The sequence below is a fragment of the Candidatus Deianiraea vastatrix genome, from assembly GCF_007993655.1.
Taxonomy (GTDB): domain Bacteria; phylum Pseudomonadota; class Alphaproteobacteria; order Rickettsiales; family Deianiraeaceae; genus Deianiraea; species Deianiraea vastatrix.
The window spans coordinates 1,078,054-1,097,274 of the sequence record NZ_CP029077.1 but is presented as its reverse complement, the minus strand read 5'-3'; the positions used below and the strand labels follow the sequence as shown (position 1 = coordinate 1,097,274).

Annotated in this window: 18 protein-coding genes and 1 tRNA gene; 9 read left to right on the top strand and 10 right to left on the bottom strand. The window is 33.2% G+C overall.

Translation table 11 applies throughout. The features are described 5' to 3' along the window. Positions 1-43: 43 nt before the first annotated feature. Genes deia_RS05255 through deia_RS05245 form a run of 3 tightly spaced genes read left to right on the top strand, consistent with a single transcriptional unit; the run spans position 44 to position 3,443 of the window. Positions 44-1,024, top strand: a complete 981-nt coding sequence (locus deia_RS05255) for a sulfite exporter TauE/SafE family protein (RefSeq protein WP_146821276.1) — start codon at positions 44-46, stop codon at positions 1,022-1,024. After that, the gene (locus deia_RS05250) at positions 1,005-1,700 is read left to right on the top strand and encodes a TIGR02186 family protein (RefSeq protein ID WP_146821274.1); all 696 of its coding nucleotides are present in this window, start codon (positions 1,005-1,007) and stop codon (positions 1,698-1,700) included. Before deia_RS05255 ends, deia_RS05250 begins: the two co-directional genes overlap by 20 nt. Before the next feature lie 60 nt (positions 1,701-1,760). Beyond that, positions 1,761-3,443 carry a hypothetical protein gene (locus deia_RS05245; protein WP_146821272.1) on the top strand — a complete coding sequence of 561 codons (1,683 nt, stop codon included), beginning with the start codon at positions 1,761-1,763 and terminating at the stop codon, positions 3,441-3,443. A gap of 24 nt (positions 3,444-3,467) precedes the next feature. Here the strand turns inward: deia_RS05245 and deia_RS05240 are convergent, their stop codons facing one another. Further along, a complete protein-coding gene (locus deia_RS05240; RefSeq protein WP_222912650.1) occupies positions 3,468-5,273 on the bottom strand; it encodes a ribonucleoside-diphosphate reductase subunit alpha in 1,806 nt (601 codons plus the stop codon). A gap of 263 nt (positions 5,274-5,536) precedes the next feature. On the opposite strand from deia_RS05240, the gene cydB reads away from it, so the two are divergent. Continuing rightward, positions 5,537-6,562: a cytochrome d ubiquinol oxidase subunit II gene (gene cydB, locus deia_RS05235; RefSeq protein ID WP_146821268.1), complete on the top strand. Its 1,026-nt coding sequence runs from the start codon at positions 5,537-5,539 to the stop codon at positions 6,560-6,562. A 6-nt stretch (positions 6,563-6,568) separates the two neighbouring features. Here cydB and deia_RS05230 read toward each other — a convergent pair whose 3' ends face one another. From deia_RS05230 to deia_RS05215, 4 genes are all read right to left on the bottom strand, one after another. Continuing rightward, a complete protein-coding gene (locus tag deia_RS05230; RefSeq protein WP_146821266.1) occupies positions 6,569-7,402 on the bottom strand; it encodes a LysR family transcriptional regulator in 834 nt (277 codons plus the stop codon). 64 nt (positions 7,403-7,466) lie between these two features. Next, positions 7,467-9,065, bottom strand: a complete 1,599-nt coding sequence (gene xseA / locus deia_RS05225; RefSeq protein ID WP_146821264.1) for an exodeoxyribonuclease VII large subunit — start codon at positions 9,063-9,065, stop codon at positions 7,467-7,469. 83 nt (positions 9,066-9,148) lie between these two features. Next, a complete protein-coding gene (traT, locus tag deia_RS05220; protein ID WP_146821262.1) occupies positions 9,149-9,445 on the bottom strand; it encodes a complement resistance protein TraT in 297 nt (98 codons plus the stop codon). Further along, entirely contained in the window at positions 9,442-10,029 is a 588-nt protein-coding gene (locus deia_RS05215) for a hypothetical protein (RefSeq protein WP_146821259.1), read from the bottom strand. Before deia_RS05215 ends, traT begins: the two co-directional genes overlap by 4 nt. Positions 10,030-10,154: 125 nt before the next feature. On the opposite strand from deia_RS05215, the gene deia_RS05210 reads away from it, so the two are divergent. The 4 genes from deia_RS05210 to deia_RS05195 all read left to right on the top strand — a co-directional run bounded on the left by deia_RS05210 (position 10,155) and on the right by deia_RS05195 (position 12,559). Beyond that, positions 10,155-10,228: transfer RNA gene (locus deia_RS05210), tRNA-Gly, on the top strand. Positions 10,229-10,407: 179 nt separating this feature from the next. Then, positions 10,408-11,103, top strand: a complete 696-nt coding sequence (locus deia_RS05205; protein ID WP_146821257.1) for a hypothetical protein — start codon at positions 10,408-10,410, stop codon at positions 11,101-11,103. Positions 11,104-11,171: 68 nt separating this feature from the next. Beyond that, a complete protein-coding gene (locus deia_RS05200) occupies positions 11,172-11,858 on the top strand; it encodes a hypothetical protein (RefSeq protein WP_146821254.1) in 687 nt (228 codons plus the stop codon). 71 nt (positions 11,859-11,929) lie between these two features. After that, the gene (locus deia_RS05195; RefSeq protein ID WP_146821252.1) at positions 11,930-12,559 is read left to right on the top strand and encodes an amidohydrolase family protein; all 630 of its coding nucleotides are present in this window, start codon (positions 11,930-11,932) and stop codon (positions 12,557-12,559) included. A 2-nt stretch (positions 12,560-12,561) separates the two neighbouring features. Here the strand turns inward: deia_RS05195 and deia_RS05190 are convergent, their stop codons facing one another. Further along, positions 12,562-13,590, bottom strand: coding sequence for a hypothetical protein (locus deia_RS05190; RefSeq protein ID WP_146821250.1), 1,029 nt, complete (start codon positions 13,588-13,590; stop codon positions 12,562-12,564). A gap of 323 nt (positions 13,591-13,913) precedes the next feature. Here deia_RS05190 and dnaX point away from each other — a divergent pair, with 323 nt between their 5' ends. Then, a complete protein-coding gene (gene dnaX / locus deia_RS05185; protein WP_146821248.1) occupies positions 13,914-15,053 on the top strand; it encodes a DNA polymerase III subunit gamma/tau in 1,140 nt (379 codons plus the stop codon). Between the two features lie 230 nt (positions 15,054-15,283). On the opposite strand, the gene deia_RS05180 is transcribed toward dnaX, so the two are convergent. From deia_RS05180 to truA, 4 genes are all read right to left on the bottom strand, one after another. Continuing rightward, positions 15,284-16,918 carry a hypothetical protein gene (locus deia_RS05180; RefSeq protein ID WP_146821246.1) on the bottom strand — a complete coding sequence of 545 codons (1,635 nt, stop codon included), beginning with the start codon at positions 16,916-16,918 and terminating at the stop codon, positions 15,284-15,286. A 427-nt stretch (positions 16,919-17,345) separates the two neighbouring features. Beyond that, a complete protein-coding gene (locus deia_RS05175) occupies positions 17,346-17,555 on the bottom strand; it encodes a hypothetical protein (RefSeq protein WP_146821244.1) in 210 nt (69 codons plus the stop codon). Between the two features lie 145 nt (positions 17,556-17,700). Next, positions 17,701-18,405: an outer membrane protein gene (locus tag deia_RS05170; RefSeq protein WP_146821242.1), complete on the bottom strand. Its 705-nt coding sequence runs from the start codon at positions 18,403-18,405 to the stop codon at positions 17,701-17,703. A gap of 62 nt (positions 18,406-18,467) precedes the next feature. Next, positions 18,468-19,217, bottom strand: coding sequence for a tRNA pseudouridine(38-40) synthase TruA (gene truA, locus deia_RS05165; protein WP_146821240.1), 750 nt, complete (start codon positions 19,215-19,217; stop codon positions 18,468-18,470). Between the last annotated feature and the right edge of the window lie 4 nt (positions 19,218-19,221).

The following is a 19,221-nucleotide window of genomic DNA, read 5'->3' as shown; positions in this document are numbered from 1 at the left end:
TAAATTTATGTTATAATGTTCTAAATTATAATGCAAGACTTTTATGTTAGACATTTATCTGCCAATTGCCCAAATGTCAATTAGCCTTATGTCTCTTGTATTTCTTGGATTTTTCTCAGGCACTCTCTCTGGCATTTACGGCATAGGCGGCGGCGTTGTTGCCGTTCCAATGATGATTTTTGCCGGCATCCCAACAAATATCGCAATTGCAACATCATTGCTTCAAATAATCGGTGCATCTCTTGTAAATGTTGTCAGAAACTCAAATAATGTGAAGTATAAAATAGCTATAAAAATCGGCATTTTCAGCATTATTGGCTCATTTATTGGAACCTTCATTTCAATAAACTTTAATAATAATCAATATTTCTATACAACAGTCAACTTAATGTACATGATTTTGCTAACCGTAATAATTATTACAACTCTATCCGATGTTGCAATTAATCTATTTGTCGGCGGAAAATCTACAAGAATTGTCTCAAATGATATAGCAGTAAAACATCATAATGAAGATTGGAGGATGGCATTTAGAGATTTTGAAAATTTCATGGAAAAATATGGATTACCAAAAAAAACCGATTCACATTACCTAGACTTGAAGGCAAAATTTAGAAATATAAAAGATGAATGGAAAAAATCATTATATGTAGGGTTAATAATTGGTATATTTTCGGGCATCATGGGTATCGGCGGCGGATTTATTTCCGTTCCAGCTATTATATATATATTTAGACAAGATGTAAAAATAGCTGCCACTACATCTTCACTTATAGCACTAATTACAACCCTTCCAGCATCCATTCTACAAATGAATCACACCTCATCTGTAGAGCCATTTATTGCCATTATATCAAGTATCTTTATGGTATTTGGAGTTCGAATTGGAAACTTTATCGCAACACTTTTGCCTCAAAATGTATTAAAATTTATTTTCGGCATTATACTTTGCTATATAGCTTTTAAATTTGGTCAAAAATTATTCACTATTCCTCATTTTCCATATGTTATATCTTGTAAATAAATCAAAAACTATAAATATTATTATTGCAATACTGGTTATAATATTTTCATCTGCATTTTCACCATCTAAGTGCAAAAATGACTTTAATATATCCAAGCGAACTATAATTGTCGGAGATATTTTCTCTGGTAAAACACTAAGTACATACGGCATACTTTGTAATAATAAAAATAAATACTCCATTGCAACTCATCTTGATGGTAAAAAATATAATATAAAAAAAGCTAAAAAAAATAAAATCGGCATGGTTTATACATCAGATGAAAAACAAGATATTGAATATTTTGGATATCTTCATAGCTTTGGTGAAAATTTATTTACACAATATTTACAATATCCAAATAACACAATCCTCAATTATAATCTAAAAATGTCTGGTCTTTTGACTCATAATAAAACTATTAATGCTAATCAAAATGGTCTTTTTAAAGAAAGAATATATATACCAAAAACAGCTAAACCGGGTGTGTATTTATCAGAATTCTATGTTTTTGATAGCAAAAATGTTCTTAAAGAAGTCTACATCAAGCCTTTTAATGTTGTGCTGCAAGGCAACGGTGGAGTAATTTATAATATCATGCAAAATCAAAGAATTCTATATATAATAATCTCAATTCTATCAATTATCGGCGTTTCCTTTGCCGTAAACGGCATTCTAGATATATTTAAAAAATAGACTTTTCTATTGTAAAATATTTTTTTCCTATTATAATCAATAAGATTGTCTTTATTAAGAATGAATTTTAAATGCCTAAAACACAACTCAACTATTTCTTTAAATAGTTATGATTTTTATGGCGCATCTGGTGAAGGTATTGCAATTTTAGCTCCTTGGAATGAAAAAACAGATCTTAATCAATTTGTCAGGCCAAGCAATGAAAAGGCCGCAATTATAGAAGGATTAAAAAAGCGTAATAAAATTTTCCATAAAGGAAACAATACTTTAGAATCTGGCAATGGAGTATTTACAAAACAATATGATTATTACTCCAAATTAAACAAAAATGTAATCTATTTTAATGGATCAAGTATTAATAAAGATACATCCCAAGCAGAGCTTGAGAAATTTTATTACAATATTTTCTCACTTGCCAATTACAATGGTATTAATACACTACATATTGCACCACTTGGAATTCAAAACGGCGTTGATGTAAAAACATCAATTAATGCACTACATAACAGCCTTTATGCCTTTAAGAAAGAGTTTCCCTATGCCTCTTTGGAACATATTGCAATATCTCTAAATTCCCAAGATAATCTTCTTGAAGCAAAACAACAACTTAATACAATAAAAGATATTAAAGAAATTAAAAGAAGGTCCCCACCTTATATTAACAATAAAAAAGATGATAAAAATGTCAAAGATAAAATCGATATTGATAAAAAATCTCAAGATATTGATGAAAAAACAAATAACAATAAAGAGGAATCTCCCAAAAAAGACGATATACAAAAAGATAAAAAACAACCAACTGAAAATGAAAAGAAAGATGAAAGCTTAAATTTATCATCAATTTTTACATCTCTTAAAAATGGCAAAAAAGATTTCATTGATAACTTAATTACTGCATTTTCTGAAATAAATCCCGAAGATATAAAAAATTACGCCATTTATTACGAGACAAAACATGCAAAAGAAATGTTTTCTCCGTCACAAATTAGATGGACAAAAATATTCATGTCATTATACGGTGTCTATAATGCATTTTTTGGTGGTGATTTTTTTGACAAAAAAGTTGACCTTGAAAAAAAATCCGAAGAAGTCTTAAGAGTTTCCGCAACATACTCATTTTTTTCAGATGTCATAGGACTGCAAAATCCAATCTTCGCACTATTTCAACTTTTTGTTTTATATGAACAATTGGAAATTATAATTGCTGCAATTGAGCAATCTATTGAAAAATTATCAGACTTTATGGAGCCTGTAATAAAATTATTAAAACAATTACTTGAATTCATAGGCAACGAAATAGATCTATTAATACGTAAAAAAATCGACCAAAATGGAATTCAAATGGCAGAAATACTTTCTGCTGCCTGTGCAAAAACTTTCTCACAAGATGGCTTTCTCAGCAAAGAAGATTTAGCTTATGTTGCAAAAGAATTGCGAAAAATCGAAGGAGGCGATAAAATTGCAAATAAATTTGAGTCCAACATATACAATAAAGGTAGTATTATTTGGTCTTTACAAAACTCCTATGATACACTTAGTTACCTCAGAAATTCATATGGAACAAATGAAAAAATTAACGCATTACATAAATCACTCAGTACAAAACTCACAAAAGTGAATGACCTCATCACACCTTCAAATATGCACTATAAACAATCGGAAATTTCAAAATTTCAAAAATCGCAACAAAAATTCACCCAAATGATATCAAAATATACAGCAAAGCCTTCACAATCAAAATAACAATCTGAAAATTAAACATCCACTTTATTGACAAACAAGACACTCCTCGTAAAGATTTCCGCTTAAAGATTCTTCTTGACTTTCGTTTTTCTGACGCTTTTCAACTAGAACCGACACCTTTTCAGCTCTTGAAAGCGCCATAGATCTCAAATAATAAAGACTTTTTACGCCCTTTTGCCATGCGTCAAAATGTATTTTATGAAGCTCAAGCTTTGAAATATCGGAGCGAACAAAGAGGTTATTTGATGCAGCTTGATCAATAAACGGAGCTCTATCTGCCATTAAATCAACAAGCCAAACTTGGTTTATCTCATGTGCAGTTTTAAATACAGCCTTTTCATAATCAGACAAAAACTCAAGATGCGAAACAGACCCATCATTGCTTGCAATGCTTGACCAAATTTCATCAGTATTTTGACCCATTTTCTCAAGCAACTCCTCAAGATATTTATTTTTCACCGGAAATGCACCAGTTAAAGTCTTATGCGTATAATAATTTCCATTTGATGGCTCAATGCCAGCAGACGTTCCACCAGTAATTATTGAAATCGATGCAGTTGGCGCAATGGCGGTTTTATTTGAAAATCTTTCCATAATTCCAAGCTCAGCTGCATCAAGGCATGGGCCGCGCTCAACTGCAATTTCTTTTGAGGCAATGTCTGCATGTTCTTTAATATGTGCAAAAATTTTCTTGTTCATTGATTTAGCAGGCGCAGATTCAAATGCAACCATATTTTTGTGGAAAAATGAATGCAAACCCATAGTTCCAAGACCAATACTGCGTTCACGAGTTGCCGAATAAACAGCATTTTTCATATCAGCTGGCGCACGATTTATAAAGTCTGTCAATACATTATCCAGCATATACATGACATCTTTGATAAATTGTCCATCTTCTTTCCACTCATCAAAATATTCAATATTTAGCGAAGAAAGACAGCAAACAGCCGTTCTTTCGTTTCCAAGGTGATCAATTCCTGTTGGAAGTGTAATTTCACTGCATAAATTTGAAGTTTTTACTTTAAGCCCAAGCTTTTTATGGTGCTCAGGAATTGCAGCATTTACCGTATCTGTAAACAAAATATATGGCTCGCCCATTTCCATTCTTGCATTTAGTATTCTAATCCAAAGATCGCGCGCGCCAATTTGTGACATAACCTCACCAGTTGCAGGGCTTTTTAAACTCCATTTATCATCTTTAGCAACAGCTTCCATAAAGGCATCTGGTATGCAAATTCCATGGTGTAAATTAAGCGACCTACGATTGTGATCTCCTGTTTGCCTGCGAATATCAATAAATTCCTCAATTTCTGGGTGATCAACTGGTAAATAAACAGCAGCACTTCCGCGACGCAAAGACCCTTGAGAAATAGCCAAAGTAAGTGAATCCATAACCTTAATAAATGGCATAATGCCTGATGTTTTGCCATTTTTGCCTATGCTTTCACCAATAGAGCGAACATTTCCCCAATAGCTTCCAATGCCGCCGCCCTTGCTTGCAAGCCAAACATTTTCATTCCAAAGCTCCGCTATTCCAGTTAGTGAATCTGAGCTTTCATTTAAGAAGCATGAAATTGGCAGGCCGCGATTTGCTCCGCCATTACTTAAAATCGGCGTTGAGGGCATAAACCACATTTTTGCCATATATTCATAAAGACGCTCAGCGTGAGCATCGTCATTTGCATAGGTTTTTGCAACACGCACAAACATGTCTTTGTAATCCTCTCCAGCTAGTAAATATCTATCTTGTAAAACGGCTTTTCCAAATGCAGTTAGGCGCTGTTCAATATCAAAATTAAATCCTTTCTTTTCATTTTTAACGCCGTTCATATAAATAAAATTCTCTTTTTGTTTCAGTGCAAACATACAGTTATATTCTTGGAAAGAAACTAAAACATAAAGATTTTATTTTGCAAGTCTTTTTATTACTATATCCCATCGATAGGTTTTTTGAAATTACCAGTATTTATGAGAAATTATTGTGTAAAAAAATTATATTTATCACTCAGTCAGCAATTTATTCTATTGGATTAAAATTTTTATTTACTTTTAAAAAAATATTGTTATAGTTTTTTAAAGTTTAGATATTTTATATGCTTTGCAACTGTTTAATTGCTAATATAATTGGCTTTCTGATGTTCTTTTCTATAATAATGTTCGTGTTTTTTGACGGCATGGATCTTGGAATTGGAATACTTTCCCCATTCATGAAAAACAAAGAGCAAAGAGGTCTTGCCATGGCATCTGTCCACCCATTTTGGGATGTAAATGAAACTTGGATTATAATGGCCGCAATATTTTTAGTTCTTGGCTTTACAAATGCTTATGGAATTTTCATCACAACATTTTATATACCAGTCATTTTACTTCTAGGGCTTGCAGCATTTCGCGGTTGCTCCTTTGAATTTCGCAGTAAAGATGAAAAATATTTTAAGCCGTGGGATATAGCATTTTTCGTATCTTCCTTCGGAATGGCTCTTGTATTCGGCGTTTTCATTGGAAACCTTGTAAATGGCTTAAATATCGGCGATGACATGCTCTATAAAGGAACTTTCTGGCAATTATTTAACCCAATAGCCCTTGCATCTGGCGTTTTAAATGTTCTTGGATTTGCATTAATTGGTGCCGCTTGGGTATGCCTTAAAACCCCAAATGATACATCAGATTTTGCAAGAAAAGCAATAAAAACAATTATTAAATTAATAATCCCTGTAAGTATAATTTTAGCTGCTTTGGTCTTTTCAAAAAGCGAATTAAGAGAGCGTATTTTTGGCGGATACAGAATTTGCCTGCTTTCTGTAATGATGATAGCTTCGTACTGCGTTCTTGGCTATATGCATAAGCTTGCAAGTAGCTCAAAAGGCAATGAAGTAAAAATGCTATTTTGCGCGTATGGCTTTGCACTATACGGCGCAATAGCACTGCTTTCAATAACCTACCCATATGTTGTGCCTTACAAATACACAATGCACGACCTGCTTCGCTTTAAATCAGATACCCACGGAATGGAAAATATCTCAATATTTACAATAATTTTACTAATAATTACCCTTGGATTCTTCTTTAAAAACTACCGTGTATTTAAAGGAAAATTCACAAAAGATGATATACATTATTAGAACTTTCTAGTCTTTAATCTGAAATAACTCTAATATCTTAGCCTGATCAAAGAATTTTTGCGATATAAGCGATATTTCGCGAGTTTTTTGCTGATCTAATTTTGTAATACGATATTTTTCCAGCTCATGATTAAAAATAGAAAATTCCGGTAATATTCCATAGCCGTTTTTATTTGCAATCATGGCCTTTACAACCTCTATACTCGTTGCCGCAAAACTATGTTTCTGCTTTTGCATCTTACATATTTCACGAATACTTAAATTTGCACAATTTCCATCCTCAAGTAATATAACTTTTTGCAAGCTTATCGCCTGCTCAGGTGTAATACTTTCATCAAAATGCGATACAAATAAAAATCTCTCACGATAAAGACTCGTTATTTTAAATTTATCTGCAGATATTAATTCAGGGTAATTTGCAACAATACCACAATCAATTTCACCATTTTGCAATTTCTCAATTATTTCATTCGTTTTTAAATCATAAAAGTATAACTTTAAATCATTTTTCACTAAATTATGTGCAATTTTCGGTAAAAAATATGGAGAAACAGTAGGAATTATACCAACTTTAATCTCTTTTGATTCATTTGATATATTTTCAAGATGACGCATTTTTTCCATAATTTCCTCACATTTTGCTATCACTTTTCTTCCAAGTGGGGTTGGCGTTATGTTGCTTCTTTGCCGATAAAATATAGGAAAACCAAAATAATTCTCGATTTTTGCAAGTTGCATTGTAAGTGCAGGCTGGCTTACGCTGCATTCCATAGCTGATTTTACAATACTTTTCGTCTTATTAATCGATATAATATACTCCATTTCACGCGGATTTAACATATAAATGTCATTAATTTGCAAAAATTTTTACTATACTAGTATAAAATGCAATAAATATTTTCACTTAAAACGGTAGCAATTGATTATCATCGCCTACATTTACATTCAAAGTTACACTGCCATCTTGCGTAATAATTTCAACCGTTTTAGCCTTTTTTATATCCTTAATTTTCGATATAACCCTTACCCCTGATTTCAAAATAACATACCCTTTCTTTAAAATATCGTGATAGTTGTATTTTGAAAGATTTACAATAACCTGAGAAAGCATGCCTTCTTTTCTTGAAATTGTCTGGGATATTTTAAATTCAATTTCGTTTGACATTTTTGACAACTGTAAAGCGATGCTGTCAAGCTTGGTAAAAAATTTATTTGCCTTCGTAATATTTGCAATTGCTGATAATTTCTCATTTTTGTACTGTATTTGCGATACAATGGATTTCTCTATCTTCATTACTATCCGATCCATAGCAATTTGCATTATATTTTGAATTAATGCAGGATTTATCTGTATTTTTTCAAGCCTGCTTTTCATTAAATCAAATCGTGAATTTACAGCCCTTGCACATACATTTGATGTAATTAAAATCATTTGATTGCTATTTTGTATTCTATTTTCCATAGCCCTTTTACATCTTTCAAAATTTTGCAGCACAAGTTTTTCATCAAGTTTTGAAAATATTGCCATACTTTTTGTCTCGATATTTCCTATTACATATGATATATGCACGCCTATTTGGCTCACTTTTTGCACAAAATCCACTAATTTGCCGGATAATTGCTCTATAAAAATCGATGTATTCTCAACTCTTGCATTCATCGTTTTATGGCATTTTTCAAATAGCGTTGCAACATTTGACGCAATCTCAATTTTTCTTGGAACTAAAATCTCCGCAGCCGCAGTTGGCGTTGGCGCCCTTACATCTGATACCATGTCGCATAAAGTATAGTCAGTTTCATGACCAATTGCCGATATAATGGGAATTTTTGCCGCAAAAATCGCACGCACAAGTTCTTCATCATTAAAGCAAAGTAAGTCTTCAAAAGACCCACCGCCACGCGCTATTATTATTACATCCGGCTTTTTACTGCCGAGGTTTTCAAGAGTTAAAATAGCTTCCTTTATTTCAAGAGCGGCAGAAATCCCTTGCACATTTACATCCAAAATATCGATATTTACAGGAAATCTATCTTCAAGGCGTGTTAATATATCATGAATTACAGCACCCTTTTCAGATGTTATTATAGCAACTTTTTTCGGAAATTTTGGCAGATTTTTCTTATGCTTTACGTCAAATATACCCTCTTTTTCAAGCCTCAGCTTTCGCTCATTTAGCATTTCCATAAATGCCCCAAGACCGCTGAATTTTATCGATTCCGCCTGTATTTGATACACAGATCTTCCCTCATAACACGATATTTTGCCATATACGATAATTTCCATTCCATTTTCTATTTTTACCGATATTTTCCTTGCAAAACCTGCAAAACATACAACTGATATTTGGCTATCTCCACCTTTAAGCGATAAATAAATATGCCCAGATGACGCAATTGATAAATTACTAACCTCGCCACGCACGGCAATTTGACCAAAAGTTTTTGTCAAAGTTCCACTTATAGCCGAGGAAATATCTTCAACTGACCAAATTTGAATAGACATAATACTTTGTATTTCAAAACTTGTATATTAGGGAAAATAAAATTCAAGCAATATAATAACACCCGAGTTACCGGACTGCAATTTTATAAACTGTTGCCAATAGCCTCACCAATCTTTCCAACAAGTATGCTTGATGCAGAATCAATATCAAGCAATGTTCTTTTTGTAACTGCATACATTTTCGTTCTCATGTAATTTTTATTATCCGTGCTTTTGATATTATGCCACCTCATTCCATTATCATCTTGTCTATGTAAATACTTTTCTTCATATACAACCTGATTATCTACCTTTTGACCAATCTCAATATCAACTGTTGCAATATAAATTTTAGGCTTTGTGGAATTTTGAGATACAAAACTTAGAGTCCCACCTATCATTGCACCAATTGTTGCCCCAACTGGACTTGATAAAGACCAAAAACCTGAAGCCCACCAATACTCATTCCACTTAAAAAATCATTAGTCGCAAGCTTACTTATAATACCTTGATCAGCCTTTTGAGAACCTCCAGATGGAATATTTATTTTCCCACTTTTTGCATCTGAAATCACTACACCATCATGAGCTATACCAAATGTTGTTGCATTAATATCACTTAAAGTTAAATTATCCGTAGTTTCTGTATATTGCCAATATTTCTCAATATTGCTCATCGTTTCAGGCTCAATGCGTGTGAACTGACGCACATTCAAATGTATTACAAGATCAGCATCTGAAACACTATCTGTTACTATATACTTATTGCCAATTTTAGTTTTGATTATATCGCTTATATCATTAAATTCACTATAAGGAGTTCCATTTTGCAAGACTATAAATATCTTTTTCACCGAACTTTTGTTTTTAATAAATATAGAACTTGATGTTCTTGTATAAGAAACTTGCTCTCCATATTGCATAAAATTTACACTCGCCCCACACGAAGCAAGAAATAATGCAAGTAATACAGAGAAAAATTTCATTTCTTGTCAGATATTTTTATCCTCATAAAACTCATATATTAATATGCAAGCTTTTTTATTTATTTTTTAAAAAATATTGACTTTTATTTTTTTATATTCCATTACTCAATTACGCTTATTATACTGCGGGTATAGCTTAGTGGTAAAGTGCAACCTTGCCAAGGTTGTGATGCGGGTTCGATTCCCGCTACCCGCTCCACTTACGAGATTGTTGTAAATTCACAAATAAATAAAAGGGTTTTGTGTAGGTATAATCGAAGGTTTCTCGATTCATTTTCAAGCTTGGTTATATCATTTGGAATTGACTTTTTGCCATTTGTAACAATTTACTTGACTTACTAAACATCTGCTTTTAAAGTTAACAAAAATGGTTTTGGTATGAATAATAAAAGAAATATTTTGAAGAGTTATGCTGGTTTTATTATATTGACAATTGTAGTAATAGCAATAGGAGCAATAGGGGCATTAATAGGAGGAGCAAAGGGATCGGTGGCATTTTTAACAGGAGTAACAATGATGAAAGCAGTAACGGGAATTATATTCTTCTCGGCATTAGTGATGACAATAGTAGAATTACGAAAACAACGAATGAAAAGGGCAGAAGAAGACGCTAAATTAATAGCACAAGGCAAAACACCTGAGGAAAAAATTTCCATTATGGAAAAACTTGAAACTATAAGAATTGAAGGAGAGCTAGAGAAAATTAAATCAAGTTACAAAAGAAAAGAGGCAAGCATTGCAACATTTTTCATTTGGCTAAAAGCATTAATTATAGTCACTTTATTTCTTGTTTTTGGCGCGGTTGATGTCTTTATTCTTCGTGGCATTGTTAAATATCTTTACTACACGCCAGATACAAGCATTCAAAGCGTTCTTGCCTTAATTCAAAAAAATCCAGAAGCCTTTAAATACATCGCATATTTCATCGCAATCCAATTTTTTATGTTCTCAAGGGGCTTTGGAACGCGAAACATGATTGACGCAATTGAAAGGCTATCAAAAATCAACTTTTTCAAAAAAGACGAACAAAATAAAACCGAAAAAGAAGACAAAAACCCTGATCACAAGGGCTAAATAGCTTGTTTGCCACGCCCCTTGACTTTTAACTCCCCCGCTCTACAATCCCAAAAAACCAGTTTCTTATGCAATATTTTCTTCTTTTTGTAAGCACATTTTTTTCTCAAATTCGTGGGAAAATTGCTTTTATGTGCAAGATTTTTGTCCAAATTTCAACATTTTTTTCAGCATGCAGTGCGGCAAAATCCCCAGTCACCATCGCGCTTTTCCTCATCATCACCCTTTTCTCCGAGCCATCCCTTGCCAACCCCACCCAAAACCCCAACACCAAAGCCCAAAACCCCAAATTCCACAAGCCCGAAACCGAGGCTGAAAGGGCGCTAGATGAGATATTGAGGGTGGAAACTGGCCTGGAACAAAACTCGAAATTAAATGATGAGGATATGTTTACGAAGGGATTTATAAATGAATGCAAAAGGAAGCAAAATGAAGCCTTGAATTCACAGGAGTGCAAGGAAGAATGTAATGGCTATCCTTGTGGTATAGTTTGCTATCCATTTCATAAAAATTGTATTATACGCGGAAACGATAATTCAACCGTTGGATATGTTTTTCATACTTCTTATCAAAACGAACAAGAGGCCTTTGTATCAGAAATTTGGTATGAATGTACGCAAAGAGACCAAGAGAGTTACCAAAAAGCTACAACAGAGTCTATAAGATTGCCATACATTATGAAAAAAGAAGACGGCAAATGGAAAATTGATGGGTTTTGTTATGAAAACATTAATTGTCCAACTCAAACCAACTAGGGTTGCGATAGATTGTATATTCACCTTGACTTTTAAAAAAATACTTCATAAACATTAAGAAACTCTTGTTTATGCCAATTCTAAGCATCATATTTACAATACTTTTTGCCATCTTTACCAACACATCCCTTGCCAACCCCACCCAAAACCCAACCGAAAAAACAACCATCAAAGCCCAAAAACCCAAATTCCACAAGCCCGAAACCGAGGCGGAAAGGGCGCTGGATGAGATATTAATTTCTAGCAATATATCAGATGGCAGATATATCACCGTACTTGATAAGTATATTGAAAACAAGGCAAATGCTCAGCAAATGAAGATTAATAAAATGTTATTACATGGACAATTATTTACATCAAATTTTTTAAAAAGTGCAAATATTGAAAAATTTGATAACTATGTTCAAAATCTAACATGTGCAATATTTGAAAGTCACGCTCCCCCATTTTTATACCACACATACAAAAATGAAAAAGATAAGCATTATATCATAGCATTAAAAGTCTATAAAGATATCGATGCCGAAACTCACGATAAAAATACACTTGGCATGACAGATAAATACAATATACAGTATATCGTAAAATACGATGAAGGCAAGTGGAAAATTGATGGGATATATTGCCATAATGCTAAAATAAATTTTACCAAGCACGATTTAAACAATGCAATTGTGAAACATTATGAAAAATTTGCATAAAATTAATCAGCCCAACTAGGGTTTCGATAGATTGTATAATCTAAATCTTCTAGATTATAACCCTTAAGTCCATGAATTGTATGTTGTCTAAAATCACTCACCCAAGCATCTCCGTTAAACATTGCTATATGGCCATGCTTATGTTTTCCATCTTCAGTTGGTTGAATTATTATAATATCACCTTTTTCAGACTGATACGACTCTGGCAATGAATTACCTTTTTCATTTTCATCATGAGTATAAAGTCCGATAAAACCAGCATTTTCAAGCGAAGGTCCATAATCGCATGCAGATGAACTCTTCTGCCCATCTCTTGGCTTTGGCTTATATATTGAAATTCCATTCTCCCTTAATGCATCTGCAACATACTCTGCACAATACCAAATAGACTGATTAGGATTTTTCGCATTGCCAGTCCTCTTATTCACCTCCGTCTGTTTATCAAGCGTCTCAACCACCTCATCCCTCTTTTCAATCTCATCTTTTTTCTTCTTTTCCAACTCCTGCGCCTCATCTTCACTAATCTCCACTACCTCACAATTGCAATTGGGATGGGAGATTTCCTCGATATTTGGCATCTCCTCAAAAACCGTGCCGTCAAGAGATTTGCACTTAGAACACCCCTTTTTTTCCGACACCCACTTGTATTTTGTCACCTCTTCATTTTTCACCTCTTCATCATCACTCTTGACCAAAATCTTGTCAACCCCAACCTTGCTATCACCTAAAATCTCAGCTTTGATGCTCTTTTTCCCACATCCATGACTTGTGCAACAATCACAAACCTGCGAAATTTGTGAGGATTTATCAATGTTTCTGATATAAACAGTGTCTTTCAATGCCAAAACCTCATCCTTTATTTCCCCTAAAATCCCAGTCATAGCCGACATTTTTCGCACTTTTTCAGCCGTCCAAACACCATAGCTATCACACGCCCCGCCAATTGTTAAAACTTGCAAAAACTCCCCATCAGGATCGCGATTTGTCCGCACCCAGTGGTTAAAAAACTCATTTGCAGTTAGGTTTTTCATATTTAAAAAGAATTTGGGTTTTGGTATTGGGGTTTTGGTTTTTTGTAAGCAAAAAAGTATAAAATAGATGAAAAATCGCCTAATTTAGCGATATTTTGGTGAAATTATGCTAAAAAAGAAGTTTTTGATTGTGAAATTTTTGTTGAAGTTGGTGTATGCTGGTTATAAATGTATAATTATAGCATTGAGAATGGAGGGTTTTGATGGGTAAAGTGTTTTAATGCTTTGGATTGCAAGGCATTGGAAGTGTCTAATAAAAAATTAATAAAATATTTGACAAATAAAATAGTATCAATATCAACATCATAACATGATTTTTAACCGTGTCATATACCGTTCTTGCAAGAAAATACAGACCAAAAAAATTATCTGAGCTTTTTGGGCAGGAAAATTTAGTGCAAACCCTCAAAAACGCAATAGAAATCAATAGAGTTCACCATGCTTTTATCTTCACAGGAACTCGCGGCGTTGGAAAAACAACTACAGCAAGAATTTTAGCCCTATCTTTAAATTGCACAGGAAAAGACGGCAGCGGCAAAGAAACAGTAGATCCATGCCTTGAATGCGACTCCTGCAAAGATATTTTAAGCTTTCGCCACCCCGATGTAATTGAAATTGATGCCGCAAGTAATACAGGGGTTGACTCAGCGCGCGATATAATAGAAAGCAGTAAATATCCACCCATGGTTGGCAGATATAAAATTTACATAATCGACGAAGTTCACATGCTTTCAAAATCTGCCTTTAACGCACTTTTAAAGACGCTTGAAGAGCCACACTCTTTCATAAAATTCATCTTCGCAACAACGGAATTTAACAAAATTCCTATTACAATTTCCTCTCGTTGTCAAAAATTTTTCCTACAAAACCTTACGCAAGATGAACTTTTTGCAAATTTACAAAGCATTACAAGCCGTGAAAATATCTCTTGCGGCGAAGAGGTTTTACGCCAAATTGCAAAAATGGCAAGAGGCTCAGCGCGTGACTCTCTTTCAATACTTGACCAAGCAATAAGCTTATCACAAGATGGAAAAATCGACATCAAAATTATAGAAGACATGACAAAATGCGGAAACTTAAGCTTTGGTGAAGAAATTTTGTCACATATTTTTGATGCAAATCTACAAGAAGCTCTAAATACATCGGAAAATGCAATTCAATCTGGCATTGGAATCTCTGGAATACTATCTGATATGATAGAAATAATTGCAAAAATGATGCACTCAATATGCACAAAAACAGATGAAAAGGAAGTTGCAAAATTACTTGAAAAGCTAAAATCAAGCGATAATTTTTCAGTTCAAATCTTAGACAGAATGTATCAAGTTATATTAAATAGCTCACATTTTGCCCAAAATATTAACGAAAAAAGCGTACTTGACACCCTAATCATAAGGCTTTCCTATATACAAAAAATCCCATCTATTGATGATCTTGTTTCAAGCTTGATTAAGGAAAATTAAATCACAATATAGTAAAATTCAACTATCTAAAGTATACATCTTTCAATCAATATTGCAATTGATTTAATGCACTATTGTAAATACTACTACTTCGATTCTTATGAATCATTCCAACACATACTCCAGAAAAGCACTACTAGATTTTTTTAACCACCAATCTTCAGCCTCATCTTCCTTCTCTTGGTGACTAAAGATTGTTGTAGTTTATCCTTGCGACGAAATTAAAGTTACTACATCAGCATGCAACAATTTCTATCACTTCGATCTGTTTGCTGTTTTTGCTGTTTTGAACTATGCTGAATATTAGAATTTTTTACATCTTCTTCCACCTTCTGATCACTACCCTTCTGCATTTGTTGCTGCGCAAGCGGACTTTTAGGGCGACTAAGACGATATGGATTTTTTTGTACAAGCTTGTCATACACTGAAGGATGAAATTCTGGATCTCCGCCAATCTTAACTCCACCTTGCTGAGGCTGCATTTGACCTTCTTCAGATTGCAACAAATTATTACTTTCTACAGATTGCTGCTGAAAGTCTATATCTTGAAAATCCTGACTCTTCGGCTCTTCGAATTGACACTGCTGAGCTCTTTTCATGGCAACAGATGCAATTTCTGGATTCCATCTATTTGCAAATTCTGGATATTTTATCACAAAATCGATAAACTCATATGACAGTAAAGCATCTAGATTGTTATTTTTTAAAGCATCTATATAGTCTTCTTTTGACTCAAAACAAAATTGACTATTCACAAATAAAGCATCTTCATTTACTATCCAGGAACGATCAAGACGTTCATCTAACATTAAATTGCACAATACAGCCATAAGTCCATCATTTAGATTTTTTGTTGCCAAAGAATCAATAACATTGATAAATTGTGTATTTGTAACATGTTTAAATATGAAATATTCCTTAGCTATTTCTTTAACAAGATTTGCAATGCATTGCTCATTTTTATTGTCTAAAAAATTTTCATTGTTTAAAACTTCATTAAACATCGAGATGATATCTCTTATAATGGCACGATGATACTCCTCACTCCAAAGAGTGCAATCTTTCAATGGGTCACAGACTTTTGTCAACCCAGACATGATATCTCCTATAATGGCACGATGCTCCTCACTGCCAACATTGTAATATTTCAATCTGCCAAATATCGAAGAAAGCTTATCTATTTCAATTTGTGCCCTAATATCAGAAATGTGAAAATATTTTAATAATAACTCAGTTTCTTCAGGACTAAATAACCCAGTTCTTTTAGGACGAACGAGCTTTTGTGAGAAATACAATTTCAATTTCTCATGTAATCCATCATTATCAAGATTATCAAAACCATTAACTCTAAGGAATGAAATGATTGCAGATTTTACAAACGATAATATTTTATTCATGTTACTTTTATCGTTCCTAATCTTTGCTGTATTATAAAGTTCAGAAATTATAACTTTATAATACAACGCCTCTGTATTAGTGAAAGGAGCATTATCATGGATATCAATTCTCTCGTAATTTATCCCTTGTATGAATTCTACAACTTTTTGAAAATTTTCATCATGCAAAGTCTTGGTATCTACAAATAATAAGTGAAGTAAACCAGGATACATAGATACTAGTCTTAACATTTTCTTTTTATCGTAAATTTCAAGTGTTGATAAAAAATTCCCTGAGATATGCTCGATATTTGGATCATAATATGACATGCATAAATAGTGCATTTCTCTAGCAACATCAGAACTAGTTGAAAATTTCGGATCTTCTAAAAAATAAGAAGGGGAGTATCGACAATCTAAAGGAATATAGTTTAAAACATCCAGCCCTTTAAAATCAAAGGCATTTTCTACAAGTTCACGATACGACAAATATTTACGATCTTCGAATACTGAGAATAGACTCGCACGTGCAATCTTTCTGTAATCTTCGAATGTACGCCAATTCACACCTGCAATATTTCTGTAATCTTCGTTGACTGCATTAACTACTTCTTCATAAGTATTGTAAGCATACTGTTTTTGATCCATAAAATAAAAATTAACTAAACCAGTATGCAATACAAAAAATAATAATCAAGTTAAAACTTTAATTTACACTCAAAATTAATCTATTTTATACATCTATATAAATCATTGGCAATGCCATGTTTGACAATAAAAGATCGAATAAGAATTACTATATATATGGGAGGGAAAAATCTTATAGTAATCAGTTTAAAAAGTATTAATTTAAGTTAAATTTAGTTTACACAAACATAAAACTCACTCCTCATGGTAATGGGTTAAAAGTGGCAACTTAATAAAACAAGGCACCCGTTCTTGTTGCAACGAGATTATTTTTACTCATGCCATACGAAAGGCTTGCTTTTGCTTTTTCATTTTGAGCAAGAGCTTGCTTATTTGAAACTCCAGCGCAGCCAACTTGCATAATGATGAGAGCAAGAACAGCACTATAGCCAATACACCTTATAAATGCCTTTACAAAATTATCAAGATTTTTAGTCATATAATATAAACTTCTGGAGCATTATATCATATTTTTCAAATAATGTCAAGAGAAATATTTTTAAATGTATAAAAAAAGACTCCCAAGAAAAAATCTTGAGAGTCAAAAGTTAAATAAAAGAATTTATAAAACTAAAAGCGTTTTACTATATTCTCCATTTAGCAAATATAGTCAAAGCTTTCATTTGTCCGTTGTAAGCAGCTGATGTATCAGTATAAACTTCGCTACCAACTGTATATCCCCTTCTACCTCTTCCTCCACTACCAAACTCTGTAACAGAAAATTCAGCACCAACGCCAAGGTTTTCAAGAACAGCATATTCAAAACCAGCACCAAATCTAAAACCATTTAGAGTAGATGATTTGTCTGTTGCGAAAATCTGCGAGCCGCTTGGTGTAGCTCCTATTTGATAGCCATGATATCCAGCAAGTCCGTATACAAGCCATTTATCATTTATAACCTTACCTAAAATACCAGTTACCTTTACAAGATGCTTGCCAGTTACAGTCGCACCACTTGTACCACTTGAATAAGGTTTATTCAACATAGGTGCTGTAACTTCAAATGCAGCATACATTTCATTTCCAAATCTAAAACCATAACCAAGATTTAGATCCATTCTACGGAATAAAGTATCACCAAGAAGAACACTATCTACTGAGCTATAATTACCTTGAACAGCATACCCACTCTTAGATGCATATCCACCAACATCTTTGTTCACATAGGTTAAATCTTCGCGTACAGGAGATTGCAAACCAACATAAAAACCTTCAAATGTTTTTGCATTAACATTAGAAGATACAGCCGTAGCTAAAATAGCCGAGGCTAAAACTAATTTTTTTGACATATTAATATATAAAACTTATACTGAGACTAATGTTAAAAATATATTTGTCAAGAATTATTTTTTTAATACTCAACATCCCAAAACCAAAGCCCGCATGGCGAGATAGTTTTTCCCGCACTGCGCCTATCTTTTTGCTCAAGAATTCGCTTTACATCTTCAGGATTTTTCGCCCCCCTTCCAACATCAATCATGGTTCCAACAATAATTCGAACCATGTTGTGCAAGAAGGATTTTGCCGATATTGTAAAGATTATTTCGTCATTTTCCGCCATTATTTCTATAGCAGATATCGAGCGAATTGGATTTTGCAAATTGGAATCCGTTTTTTTTGAAAACGCTGTAAAGTCGTGCCTGCCTATTAAAAACCGTGATGCAGCCTGTATTTTTTCAATATCAAGTTTATAGGAAATGTGAAGATGAGAGGCTCTTTTTGCTATATCGCCATGTAAATTTGTGTCTATAAAATACTTATATGTTCGCATTTTTGCGTCAAATCTTGGGCTAAAATCTGGCAAAACTTCGCAAATATCATATACTATTATGTCATTTTCCCCAAGCAATGAATTTACCGCCCTTTCTATTTTTTCTATTGGAATTTTATCCGTGATTTCAAAAGAAATTACCTGACCTTTCGCAGAGACTCCAGCGTCAGTTCGCCCCGCATAGTCAATTGAAACATGCGATTTTGTAAGGCGAAATAATGCTTTTTCTATTTCACCCTGTATAGTTTTTACATCTAAATTTGACTCTTGTTTTTGCATTCCAGCGTAATTTTTTCCAAGATATTGCACCTTGCATTTATATTTTTTCATATCA